Raw genomic sequence first — 12,886 nt, forward strand, 5'->3', positions numbered from 1 at the left:
TAAATTCCTCGAATCCTCTACTATCGTGAGATTAGTGGTGTGCCCACTCGACCGTATCTAGGTCAATCCCTTCTTTATACATATCCCATAGAGGAGACATGTCACGTAACTTGTTCACTGCTGTTGTAATTTGCTCAATCGCATAGTCGATATCTTCTTCTGTCGTGAAGCGACCAAACGAGAAACGTACAGAGCTGTGTGCCAGTTCATCGTTCAAACCTAATGCACGAAGTACATAAGATGGTTCTAGGCTCGCTGAAGTACATGCTGAACCGGATGATACTGCAAGATCTTTCAATGACATCAATAGCGATTCACCTTCAACAAATGCGAAGCTCACGTTTAGGTTGTGAGGTACACGCTGCTCTAGGTCACCATTGATCGTAACGGCTTCAAGATCTTTAACACCGTTTAACAGGCGATCACGCAGAGATTTTGCATGGTCATAATCTTTTTGCATATCTTGCTTAGCAATAGCAAATGCCTCGCCCATACCAACAATTTGGTGAGTCGGTAGCGTACCAGAACGGAAACCACGCTCATGACCACCACCGTGCATTTGTGCTTCTAAACGGATACGTGGTTTACGACGAACGTAAAGTGCACCGATACCTTTAGGGCCATAAATTTTGTGAGCTGACATTGAAATTAAGTCAACTTTCATTTCTTGAACATCAATTGGCAATTTGCCAGCCGATTGCGCAGCATCAACGTGGAAAACGATTTTCTTGCTGCGGCATAGCTCACCAATAGCGGCGATATCTTGAACAACACCAATTTCGTTGTTTACGTGCATGATAGAAACAAGCACAGTATCGTCACGCATTGCAGCTTCTAACTTTGCTAAATCGATAAGACCATTGGCTTCCGGCTCAAGATACGTTACCTCAAAGCCTTCACGCTCTAATTGACGACATGGGTCAAGTACTGCTTTATGCTCTGTTTTACAGGTAATAACATGCTTACCTTTTTTAGCGTAAAAATGAGCAGCACCCTTGATAGCAAGGTTGTCTGATTCTGTCGCGCCCGAAGTGAAAATAATTTCGCGAGGATCCGCGTTCAACAGATCGGCGATTTGCTCACGCGCGTTGTCTACTGCTTCTTCTGCTTGCCAACCAAAACGGTGTGATCGTGACGCTGGGTTACCAAAGGTACCGTCCATCGTCATAAATTGAACCATCTTTTCTGCAACCCTCGGGTCAACAGGACATGTGGCAGAGTAGTCTAGATAAATAGGCAGTTTCATTCTTTACTCCAATGTAAAAGCAACACTACTTACGAGCGAACATTAATTCCGATGGGTGCGGTGCTTGTACTTTTTCTTGAGAACCCATGATTTACCGCAAGATCTACGTCTTGTCGGTCTGAAATTTCTAATACTTCATTATCTACCATCAGCTCACCGAGAGTGATGTTATTTAAGAAGTCACTAATGCGAGAGCTTAAATCTCTCCAAAGCGTATGAGTGAGGCAACGTGTACCACCTTGGCAATCGCCTTTGCCAGCACATTTGGTTGCATCAACAGACTCATCAACAGCAGCTATCACCGTTCCAATTGCAATATCAGACGCTTCTGCGCCGAGTCGGTAACCACCACCTGGACCGCGTACACTGGCTACAAGTCCAGCTTTGCGCAATTTTGAGAACAGTTGCTCTAAATATGACAGTGAGATCCCTTGACGTTCAGAGATATCTGCCAGAGGTACTGGGCTTTGCTGTGAGTGCAGTGCGACATCTAGCATCGCCGTTACTGCATATCTTCCTTTTGATGTTAGTCTCATATCACACGTTTCCACATTGATTATGTGGTTTCGATTTTTCCATACCTGACTATTTTAATCAAGTATTTATTTGACTAAAATAGTCAGGTATTTAACCCAACAGAAAAAGTGGTTATTTTTTAACCCCTAGCCCTTTTTCTATTGACGTTAAAATACCACGCAACGTGTTGATTTCCTGTGACTCAGGGCGAGCTCTGCTGAACATTCTTCGTAATTTGTTCATTACTAACCCTGGTTTATCCTTAGAGATAAACTGGGTATCGGTGATGACTTTTTCAAGGTGTTGGTAGAATAATTCTAGCTCTTTGTGACGTGGATACTCAGCTTGCTCTTGTTCAGGAAATTGGTTGGCCACACGCTGCAAATGTGCAACACGTACTTCATAACTTAATGTCTGAACCGCCATCGCTAAGTTAAGAGAGCTGTATTCCGGGTTTGCTGGAATACAAGTATGAAAATGGCAAAGCTGCAATTCTTCGTTGGTCAAGCCAGTGCGTTCACGACCAAAAACCAAAGCAACAGGGTGTTGCTCACCTTCTATGGCAAACTTCTCGCCACACTCTCTTGGTTCAATCATAGGCCAATCCAATGTACGAGACCGCGCACTTGAGCCAACAACCAAACCACAATCTTCAATAGCATCTTGCAATGAACCAACAATTTGAGCACCAAGCGCAATATCACTAGCACCCGCTGCAAGCGCAATCGCTTGAGCATCTACCTCACATTGTGGGTCAACCAAGACCATCTGGCTTAATCCCATCACCTTCATCGCTCTTGCTGCTGAGCCGATATTACCGGAGTGAGAGGTTCCGACGAGGACGATTTTCACGTTGTCTAGCATTGTCAAATTGCACCGAGATTACAAAACCGACGAATAATAACATAAACCCGACTAAAATAGTCAGGGTCTTTTTATTCACCCCAATGACAGAACAAAAAATAACCACTTCCTTTTTGCCAAAACTTTGGTATACTCGCCGCCGCTTTTTGTTCTTTAACATCCGTTGGGAAAATTCGTATGCATCCAATGCTAAATATCGCTATACGCGCTGCGCGTAAAGCGGGCAACCATATTGCTAAATCACTAGAAAACACTGACAAGATCGAGTCGGTACAGAAAGGCACTAATGACTTTGTTACTAACGTAGACAAAGAAGCTGAAGCACTCATTATCCATACTATTCAAACATCTTACCCTGACCACAGCATCATCGCTGAAGAAGGTGGCATGATTGAAGGTAAAGATAGCGACGTACAATGGATCATCGACCCACTGGATGGCACTAATAACTTCGTTAAAGGTATTCCACACTTCTCAGTATCTATTGCGGTTCGCATTAAGGGTAAAACTGAAGTTGCGTGCGTATACGATCCAATGCTAAACGAGCTATTCACTGCACAACGCGGTGCTGGCGCTCAATTAAACAACGCTCGAATCCGTGTTAACACACTAAAAGACCTAAAAGGTACTATTATCGGTACAGGTTTTCCTTCGAAGCAGAAACAGCACTCTGAAAGCTATTTCAAGATCATGTCAGCAATGTTTGTCGAATGTGCAGACTTCCGCCGCGCAGGTTCTGCTGCTCTTGATCTTTGCTACGTAGGTGCAGGTCGTCTAGACGGCTTCTTCGAACTAGGCCTAAAACCATGGGACATGGCTGCAGGTGAACTTATCGCACGTGAAGCTGGCGCTATCGTGACTGATTTTTCAGGCGGTACTGAGTACATGAAGTCTGGTAACGTTGTTGCTGCAAGTGCACGTGGTGCTAAGAGCATGCTTAAAATCATTCGCGAGAATGGTAACGAAGCTATCCTTAAGTAATTAGCTTAAGACTCACAGCCCGTCACAGCTGAATTTGAAATCCCGGCCATTGGTCGGGATTTTTTTTAGCGTTTTCGATGCAGTGAGACAGTTACTGTCATCCATTTATGACAGACAAAAAAAGCCACTCGATAGAGTGGCTTTTGCAATTTAGGACGATGCTTTCGTCATCCGTGAGTCACGCCTGTGTGGGGATGACGACGCACTTGAAGTCTAATTCGATGCCTTAAGGCATTTCATCAAACTCTGCACCTTCTTTCTCAATCTGCGGTGGCATTAAGTGCTCTTTCTGGATACCCAGTTTCAGAGCCAGAGCCGATGCAACATAGATTGAAGAATAAGTACCAACGGTAATACCTAACAGCAAGGCTGTTGCGAACCCGTGAATCATCGCACCACCTTGAGTAAAGAGTGCGATAACTACGAATAATGTAGTACCAGACGTAATCAAAGTACGGCTTAACGTTTGAGTGATTGAGCTGTTCATAATGTCAGCTGGCTCACCATTACGCATCTTACGGAAGTTTTCTCGAATACGGTCGAAAACAACGATCGTATCATTGAGCGAGTAACCGACTACGGTAAGCAGTGCCGCAACAATGGTAAGGTCGACTTCGATTTGCATCAAAGAGAAAATACCCAACGTAATTATAACGTCGTGCGCGAGTGCTAGTACCGCACCTGCCGCTAAGCGCCATTCGAATCGTACAGATACATAGATCAAGATACAGATTAACGATACTAGGATCGCTAAACCGCCCGCTTCGGTCAGCTCATCACCCACGTTCGGACCAACAAACTCGATACGGCGCATTTCAACGCTTTCGCCCGTACCTTGTTTAATCGCATCTAAAATCTGGTTACCTAGTGCTTCCGCTTGTACATCTTCACGTGGACGGAGACGAACCATGACATCACGAGATGAACCAAAGTTCTGAACCGTTGCATCACCAAAGCCTTTCGCATCTAGAGCCGAACGAACTTGCTCAAGATTAGCCGGCTGCTCAAAGCCAACTTCAATCAACGTACCGCCAGTAAAGTCTAGACCCCAGTTCAACCATTTGGTTGACAGAGTAAAGATGGCAGCACCTATCATCACGAGCGACAAGGCAAATGCCGCTTTAGACCAACGCATAAAGTCGATCGTTTTGTCTGCTTTCAATATCTGAAACATAACTAACCCTTAGATCGACAACTTGTTGATACGCTTACCACCGTACACTAGGTTCACGAGGCATCGTGTACCAATGATGGCAGTAAACATTGAAGTGATAATACCAATCGACAGCGTTACCGCGAAGCCTTTGATTGCTCCGGTACCTACTGCGAATAGAATAATCGCGGTAATTAGCGTGGTAATGTTCGCATCAGCGATGGTACTAAATGCATTGGCATAACCTTGGTGAATCGCTTGTTGAGGATTACGTCCCTCTTTTAGCTCTTCACGTATCCGCTCAAATATCAGAACGTTTGCATCAACCGCCATACCTACGGTAAGTACGATACCTGCAATACCTGGTAACGTCATCGTTGCCCCCGGTATCATGGACATCACACCAACGATCAATACGATGTTAGCCATTAGTGCCATATTGGCAAATAGGCCAAATCGACGGTAATAGACCAAGGTAAATAGCATTACGGCGATCATACCTGTAATACATGCCTTAATGCCCATATCGATGTTTTGCTGACCCATTGATGGACCGATGGTACGCTCTTCAACGATCGAAATAGGTGCAATCAGAGCACCGGCACGCAATAGCAGAGCTAAGTTGTGAGCTTCGGCAGCAGAATCGATACCAGTGATGCGGAAGTTGCGACCAAGTGCCGATTGAATCGTCGCTTGGTTAATGACTTCTTCATGCTTATCAAGAATAACTTTGCCTTCCGGTGTGCGCTTGCCGCTGTCTTTATACTCAGCGAAAACCGTTGCCATCAGCTTACCAATATTCTGACGTGAGAACGCCGCCATTTTGTTACCACCTTCGCTATCTAGCGAGATGTTAACTTGTGGGCGACCATATTCATCAGCACTTGAACTTGCATCGGTAATGCTCGCACCACCGAGAATAACGCGCTTCTTCAACACCACAGGACGACCGTCACGGTCTTGCTTGATTTCACTACCCGCTGGCGCTCGACCATTAGCAGCCGCTGCAAGATCAGCTGAGCTGTCTACTTCACGAAACTCTAGCGTTGCCGTTGCACCAAGAATCTCTTTAGCTCGAGCAGTATCTTGTACACCTGGAAGTTCAACTACAATACGGCTAGCACCTTGACGTTGAACCAGAGGTTCAGCCACACCCAGTTCGTTTACACGGTTACGTAAAATGGTGATGTTCTGCTCGACAGCATAGTTACGAATCTCTTGTAGACGAGTTTCTTTAAAACGCGCTACAAGTGCGAAACGACCATTTGAGTCAGAATCAAAGAAGTCCATGTCTGGGTGTTTCGTGGTTAGCACCGCTTTTGCTTCCGCGAGTTGTTCAGCGTCACGAAGTAGTACTTCAACACCATCTTTACCCGATGGACGAATGGAGCGGTAGCGAATTCGGTCTTCACGAAGCTCACTACGAAATGCTTCTTCTTGCTGACCCACCAGCTTTTCCATCGCAGCGTCCATATCCACTTCCATCAAGAAATGAACACCACCACGAAGGTCCAAGCCTAATTTCATTGGGTTTGCACCGATCGACTCTAACCAGTTTGGCGTAGCTGGCGCTAGGTTCAATGCAACAATGGAATCTTTACCTAAAGCTTGGCTGATTACGTCACGCGCACTGATTTGAGTATCAGTATCGTTGAAACGAACAAGAATGGAGCCATTTTCTAAAGCAATGGACTTACGAGAAAGTTGCTCTTCTTCAAGAGCTTTGGTGACAGTATCCAGCGTCGACATATCAACAGAGGCGCCACGCGCCCCTGTAATTTGAATAGCCGGATCTTCACCGTATAGATTGGGAAGTGCATACAAAGCTGCAATGGCGATGGCAAACACCACCATCAGGTACTTCCACAAAGGATAACGGTTTAGCACAGCGAGGATCCTTTAGCTGTTTTTATAGAGACTTTAGCGTACCTTTTGGTAGCACTGCAGTAACGAAGTCTTTCTTAATAACTACTTCATTGTTGTCGTTAAGAGCGATAGCAATGTAGTCGTTGTCTTCAGCAATTTTAGTGATCTTACCAATTAGACCGCCATTAGTTAGGACTTCATCACCCTTACCCATAGAAGCCATTAGGTTTTTATGCTCTTTAGCACGCTTAGCTTGTGGGCGGTAAATCATGAAATAGAAAATTACCGCAAACATGCCAAGCATAATTAGCATTTCAAAACCGCCACCTTGTGGTGCCGCTTCAGCTGCGTGAGCTGCAGAAATCAAACTCATCGGAAAACATCCTCTTTAATGTAAATACATATCCAAAATTGGGCTATCCCCCTATCTTTTCAAGAAGCAAACGGTAACTCAATGTTTCATAGCGACTTAAACACATAAAAAATGTGACCGAGAGCTAGGATTTGGTACCAATTGCAGGGATAGCCGTTTATTTAGCCAACTATTTCATATCTAGTGGCGGCACTTCGCGATTGCGTCGTGCATAAAACTCTTCTACAAACTCATCAAAACGGTCTTCATCAATCGCAGTGCGGATGCTTTCCATCAGACGTTGGTAGTAGCGTAGGTTGTGAATCGTGTTTAAGCGAGCGCCTAAGATCTCATTACAGCGATCTAAATGATGCAGATACGCTTTAGAGTAATTTTTACAGGTGTAGCAATCACAATGCTCATCCAATGGACCTGTATCCGTCTTGTTCGTTGCATTACGGATCTTAACAATGCCACCGGTTACAAATAGATGTCCATTACGTGCATTTCGAGTCGGCATTACGCAATCGAACATATCGATACCACGGCGAACACCTTCAACTAAATCTTCAGGTTTACCTACACCCATTAGATAGCGAGGTTTGTCTTCAGGTAGTTTAGGCGTTGTATGCTCTAATACACGATGCATGTCTTCTTTTGGCTCACCAACAGCAAGACCACCAACCGCATAACCGTCGAAGCCAATATTAGTTAAGCCTTCAACAGACACATCACGTAGATCTTCGTACACACTACCTTGGACAATACCAAACAACGAGTTAGGGTTCTCAAGCTTGTCGAAATGATCGCGAGAACGTTGTGCCCAGCGCAATGACATTTCCATCGATTTTTTCGCTTCAGCATGGGTCGCTGGGTATGGCGTACATTCGTCAAAAATCATCACCACATCAGAGCCAAGATCTTTCTGGATTTCCATCGATTTTTCAGCATCCATGAAAATCTTGTCACCGTTTACTGGGTTACGGAAATGCACACCTTCTTCAGTGATTTTGCGAATATCCCCAAGGCTAAATACTTGGAAGCCGCCTGAATCGGTAAGGATTGGGCCATGCCAGTTCATGAAGTCATGCAAGTCGCCGTGCATCTTCATGATTTCTTGACCTGGGCGCAACCAAAGGTGGAAAGTGTTACCTAGAAGAATTTCAGCTCCAGTGCCTTTTACTTCTTCTGGTGTCATACCTTTCACAGTACCGTAAGTACCAACAGGCATAAACGCTGGCGTTTGTACCGTCCCGCGTTCAAACGTCAATTGACCACGACGAGCGTGACCATTTTTCTTTTTTAGTTCGTATTGTAATTTCACGAAGCCTCCACATTGCCAGAGACACAGTCTGACTCAATCTTAAAACGCACTAACAAGCGTAGCTTGTCGCACTTGAATGCACTAGCCAAGCGACTAGTGAAGTTGGTAATCCTTACCGTATTCCACTGGCTCCTTGAGTGAAATAAAAATCTTAAGCGGTCTTTTTGGTAATGAACATCGCATCACCGTAGCTAAAGAAACGGTACTTCTGTTCTACAGCATGGTGGTATGCACTCATCACATTATCGTAACCCGCAAAGGCACTGACCAGCATGATGAGTGTGGACTCAGGAAGGTGAAAATTTGTTACCAAGCAATCCACCAGCTGATACTCATATCCCGGGAAAATAAAGATTTCTGTATCACCAAAAAATGGCACTAGCTCGGTGCCGTTTTTCAGCGCATCTTGCGCAGCGCTTTCTAGAGAACGAACGGATGTTGTACCGACCGCAATAATTCGGCCACCGTTTGCTTTGGTTTCATTGATCGCGTCTACGACCTCTTGCGGCACTTCAACGTATTCCGCATGCATATGATGGTCGTTGATATTTTCAACTCGCACAGGTTGGAAAGTACCTGCACCAACATGCAGAGTCACATAGGCAAAATTTACGCCCTTGGCTTTGATTTTCTCAAGTACAGCATCATCAAAGTGCAGACCAGCGGTAGGAGCTGCGACCGCACCAGGTTTCTCGTTGTAAACGGTCTGGTAACGTTCTTTATCGGCATCCTCATCTGGACGATCGATATAAGGAGGTAATGGCATGTGGCCAACATCATTAAGAATATCAAGAACCGTCTTCTCAGACTGCATTTCAATCTCAAAAAGTGCGTCGTGACGAGCGACCATCAACGCTTGGTATTCATCATTCTCTCCAAGGAACAGTTCTGTACCTGGTTTTGGAGCTTTAGAAGATCGAACATGAGCTAAGACACGCTTGTCATCAAGCATACGTTCGACAAGTACTTCAATTTTACCGCCTGACGCTTTACGTCCAAACATTCGTGCTGGAATCACGCGAGTATTATTGAACACGAGCAAATCGCCCGGCTGTACTTGGTCAACAATATCAGTGAAGCTTCCATCTACGACTTCACCAGTATTTCCGGTTAGCTGAAGCAGTCGGCTTGAGCTTCTTTCGGCTTTAGGGTAGCGAGCGATAAGCTCATCTGGTAAATCAAAATGAAAATCTGAAACTTGCATAACACCAATCTTCTATATTAAGCGACAAAAACGGCGAAAAAATTCGCAGCCGCATAGTATAAAGTGACCCGTTGGAATAGCAAGCTGAACCGTCATTGTCCAACGTAAACTCTGTGTTTTTAGGGCACACAATTTAACCTTAATATCAGTAAGTTTATTTTGTGACTGGCGCTACAAAAAACGACGCCTGTCTCAGACTTAATCCATGAAAAATTCTATAGTTAAAGTACACAATCAGAACGAGTTGGAGGCCCTATGATTAAGGTCGAAGATATGATGACTCGCAACCCTCACACCCTATTGCGGTCTCACTCCCTAGCCGATGCTAAACATACGATGGAAGCACTCGATATCAGGCATATACCTATCGTTGATGCAGAACGTCATTTACTCGGCATTGTTTCTCAACGTGATGTTTTGGCGGCACAAGAATCCATCCTACAAAAAATCCCAAGCGACCAGTCTTACACATTATCCACCCCATTGAGTGAACTCATGCACAGCAATATTATGACGGTGGAACCAAGAGCCGGATTAAAAGAAAGTGCGCTCTACATGCAAAAACACAAAGTGGGATGCCTTCCTGTTGTGAAAAATAAACAACTCGTTGGCATTATTACTGACAGTGATTTTGTCGCGATTGCGATTAACTTGCTAGAACTTCAAGAAGAAGTCGAGCCGGACGAAGTTGAAGAGAGTAGCGATTCGGAAGCACTAGACGCGTAACAGTCAAAAAAAGGGAGCGGCTTGCGCCGCTCAAACTTACCGACATTCAGTAGCCATTACTGAACTACTGAGGCAGTGCTCAAAACCAGTCGAAGCGTTAAGCTTCTGTTTTTCAATGATGTGATAACTCATTATGAGAACGCTTAAACACTACGAGAGACAATCAAACGATCACAGCTGGGGCTCTTTATCACTAAGATAAGCCACTGACTGCACTTACTCTCATCTCACTTGAAAGTTTAAAACAAAAGTAGTTACAGAAACGGTCAACAAACTTTATGTTCATTGTGGCAAAATGAGTCAAATAAATGATTCATTACCAAGTCTTATCTTCCACTGAAAACATACAAATACGATACCTAAGCCAACTTAGAGTATCAACTCTAAATATGTCTTTTTCGAAAATTCGACACTTTGTACTCTTAATAACAATCATTGATAAAGTACAAATAATGTGGCTTATTACGTAATTTAATTACATAAAATGGCAACCATTGTTTCTTACATGGTTATAGCGAAAGTAGGAACATTGCTAGGTACACCTCGTTATCATTAAGATGTCTAGATAACGACCGCACACCTCTTCAATTTGACAGTGTGAAATTGACACTGTGAAGCGCAGGATTTGATTGAAAGATTTTGTGAAAATTAAACTGTGTTTTTTTACACACTAACCTAGGCATTTAGAGTAATTTAACAAAAAAGACACCAAAAGTGGTGTCTTTCACTAGCCGTTCTCTTTTATGCAGAATAGTTTGAAAACTAAAGTAATTCTGAAACCACATCCGCCAATTGAAGAAATGAGTCACGTCGAGATGAACTTGGTCGCCAAACTAAACCAATATCACGATAAGCTTGCTGCCCCGGAGGCTCAACGACAATAAGGTTTTGATTCTCCAATAGACCATGCTCGATCGCCATCTGAGGAATAAATGTAGTCCCCAATCCATTAGCAACCATTTGAACTAAAGTATGTAAGCTTGTTGCGCTAAATGGATTGATTTTCTCTTTCTCAGTCAGCTTGCACGCAGAAACCGCATGCTCTGTTAAACAGTGTTCATTTTCTAACAAGAAAACCGATTCATCCGGTAGATCATCATATTTGATAGGGACACGAATTCTGTCCGCTTGATTACGGCTGATGACCATCTTGAACGGGTCATGTCCAACAATGCAGCTGTCCATATTGCCGATGTCCATCGGGAGCGCCAAAATGAGAACGTCCAGTTCACCATGTCTCAGCGCGGCGAGTAAGTTCGCGGTAGTATCTTCTCTGAGTAAAAGATTAAGCTGAGGGTAACGCGCGTTCACTTCCTGAACTAAATCACACAGTAAGAATGGCGCTATTGTAGGGATACAACCAAGCTTCAACTGCCCCTGCATCGCATCACCTTGACACAAGTTGCCTAACTCAATCAGGTCTTGTCCCTTTGCTAGGAGCTCTCGTCCTTGTGAAACCACCATTTCACCAGCTTGGGTAAAGACTAACGGACTTTTCTTATCTTTCTTTTCATAGAGAGGACAGCCTATCAGTTCTTCTAGGTTCTGAATCCCCTTGCTTAACGTAGACTGACTGACGAAACAGCGCTCTGCGGCTTCACTAAAGTGTCGCGTCTCATGCAGAGTAACCAAGTAATGAAGCTGCTTTAAACTGGGCCATTTATTCATGGTAACTGCCTGTTTTTGGACCAATATCAAAAAAGGAATCGGCATTACTGCTTCATCGCTTTTTTCGATGGAATTAATCTATTAATTTCGCTTTTTTCAATACTACAATGTGTACTATAGTTTGTCTCGCACAAACACGGACCAAACCAAAAATGGTTTGAATTAAACTCTATTTAGGAGCAAAAAAATGGTACTAGTTGGTCGTCAAGCCCCAGACTTTACTGCAGCAGCTGTTCTAGGTAACGGTGATATCGTTGAGAACTTTAACTTTGCTGAGTTCACTAAAGGTAAAAAAGCAGTTGTATTCTTCTACCCACTAGACTTCACTTTCGTTTGCCCATCTGAACTGATCGCATTCGACAACCGTCTTGCTGATTTCCAAGCTAAAGGTTGTGAAGTTATCGGTGTTTCTATCGATTCTCAGTTCTCTCACAACGCATGGCGTAACACTGCTATCGAAGATGGCGGTATTGGTCAAGTTAAGTACCCTCTAGTTGCAGACGTTAAACACGAAATCTGCCAAGCGTACGATGTAGAACACCCAGAAGCAGGCGTTGCTTTCCGTGGTTCTTTCCTAATCGACGAAGACGGTCTTGTACGTCACCAAGTAGTTAACGACCTACCTCTAGGCCGTAACATCGACGAAATGCTACGTATGGTTGACGCTCTAAACTTCCACCAGAAGCACGGCGAAGTATGTCCTGCACAATGGGAAGAAGGTAAAGCTGGTATGGACGCATCTCCAAAAGGTGTTGCAGCGTTCCTATCTGAGCACGCAGACGACCTGTCTAAATAATTCGATGCCTTCACCCTGCGCTCAATCAGGGTTGATGGTTGGATAAATATAAAGCGAAAAACGCAGCCAATCATTGAAGAAGAAACGAGTTAGCCAAAAAATTAAAGCCCGAGTCACGACTCGGGCTTTTTCTATTTTCAGAATTCAAAAGCAGAGATATATTGATACCCAGTATAGTTACTGAGAGACC

General features: G+C 44.1%; 12 protein-coding genes. 3 read left to right on the forward strand and 9 right to left on the reverse strand.

What is annotated here, in order from left to right:
• Window positions 1-31: 31 nt before the first annotated feature.
• From OH456_RS19860 to trmJ, 3 genes are all read right to left on the reverse strand, one after another.
• Window positions 32-1,246: an IscS subfamily cysteine desulfurase gene (locus OH456_RS19860; RefSeq protein ID WP_006072583.1), complete on the reverse strand. Its 1,215-nt coding sequence runs from the start codon at window positions 1,244-1,246 to the stop codon at window positions 32-34.
• 29 nt (window positions 1,247-1,275) lie between these two features.
• A complete protein-coding gene (iscR, locus tag OH456_RS19865) occupies window positions 1,276-1,782 on the reverse strand; it encodes a Fe-S cluster assembly transcriptional regulator IscR (protein ID WP_006072585.1) in 507 nt (168 codons plus the stop codon).
• Window positions 1,783-1,894: 112 nt separating this feature from the next.
• The gene (trmJ, locus tag OH456_RS19870; RefSeq protein ID WP_038227966.1) at window positions 1,895-2,626 is read right to left on the reverse strand and encodes a tRNA (cytosine(32)/uridine(32)-2'-O)-methyltransferase TrmJ; all 732 of its coding nucleotides are present in this window, start codon (window positions 2,624-2,626) and stop codon (window positions 1,895-1,897) included.
• A gap of 177 nt (window positions 2,627-2,803) precedes the next feature.
• Between trmJ and suhB the strand changes: the two genes are divergently transcribed.
• Window positions 2,804-3,607: an inositol-1-monophosphatase gene (suhB, locus tag OH456_RS19875; RefSeq protein WP_031493748.1), complete on the forward strand. Its 804-nt coding sequence runs from the start codon at window positions 2,804-2,806 to the stop codon at window positions 3,605-3,607.
• 226 nt (window positions 3,608-3,833) lie between these two features.
• Here the strand turns inward: suhB and secF are convergent, their stop codons facing one another.
• The 5 genes from secF to queA form a co-directional block, all read right to left on the reverse strand.
• On the reverse strand, window positions 3,834-4,781 hold the full coding sequence (gene secF, locus OH456_RS19880) for a protein translocase subunit SecF (RefSeq protein WP_038227970.1): 948 nt from the start codon (window positions 4,779-4,781) through the stop codon (window positions 3,834-3,836).
• A 9-nt stretch (window positions 4,782-4,790) separates the two neighbouring features.
• Window positions 4,791-6,647: a protein translocase subunit SecD gene (gene secD / locus OH456_RS19885; protein WP_006074800.1), complete on the reverse strand. Its 1,857-nt coding sequence runs from the start codon at window positions 6,645-6,647 to the stop codon at window positions 4,791-4,793.
• Between the two features lie 22 nt (window positions 6,648-6,669).
• On the reverse strand, window positions 6,670-6,999 hold the full coding sequence (yajC, locus tag OH456_RS19890) for a preprotein translocase subunit YajC (protein WP_006074799.1): 330 nt from the start codon (window positions 6,997-6,999) through the stop codon (window positions 6,670-6,672).
• Window positions 7,000-7,168: 169 nt separating this feature from the next.
• Window positions 7,169-8,302, reverse strand: coding sequence for a tRNA guanosine(34) transglycosylase Tgt (tgt, locus tag OH456_RS19895; protein WP_006074798.1), 1,134 nt, complete (start codon window positions 8,300-8,302; stop codon window positions 7,169-7,171).
• A gap of 151 nt (window positions 8,303-8,453) precedes the next feature.
• Window positions 8,454-9,506, reverse strand: coding sequence for a tRNA preQ1(34) S-adenosylmethionine ribosyltransferase-isomerase QueA (gene queA / locus OH456_RS19900; RefSeq protein WP_171393219.1), 1,053 nt, complete (start codon window positions 9,504-9,506; stop codon window positions 8,454-8,456).
• Window positions 9,507-9,761: 255 nt separating this feature from the next.
• On the opposite strand from queA, the gene OH456_RS19905 reads away from it, so the two are divergent.
• Complete coding sequence (locus OH456_RS19905; RefSeq protein WP_038227972.1) at window positions 9,762-10,232, forward strand: CBS domain-containing protein; 471 nt, start codon at window positions 9,762-9,764, stop codon at window positions 10,230-10,232.
• Window positions 10,233-10,994: 762 nt separating this feature from the next.
• Here the strand turns inward: OH456_RS19905 and OH456_RS19910 are convergent.
• The gene (locus OH456_RS19910) at window positions 10,995-11,900 is read right to left on the reverse strand and encodes a hydrogen peroxide-inducible genes activator (protein ID WP_006074795.1); all 906 of its coding nucleotides are present in this window, start codon (window positions 11,898-11,900) and stop codon (window positions 10,995-10,997) included.
• A 187-nt stretch (window positions 11,901-12,087) separates the two neighbouring features.
• Here OH456_RS19910 and OH456_RS19915 point away from each other — a divergent pair, with 187 nt between their 5' ends.
• Window positions 12,088-12,696, forward strand: coding sequence for a peroxiredoxin (locus OH456_RS19915; RefSeq protein WP_006074794.1), 609 nt, complete (start codon window positions 12,088-12,090; stop codon window positions 12,694-12,696).
• Window positions 12,697-12,886: the final 190 nt, after the last annotated feature.

Origin of the sequence: Vibrio sp. La 4.2.2, from assembly GCF_027586995.1 — a bacterium.
Classification (GTDB): domain Bacteria; phylum Pseudomonadota; class Gammaproteobacteria; order Enterobacterales; family Vibrionaceae; genus Vibrio; species Vibrio mediterranei.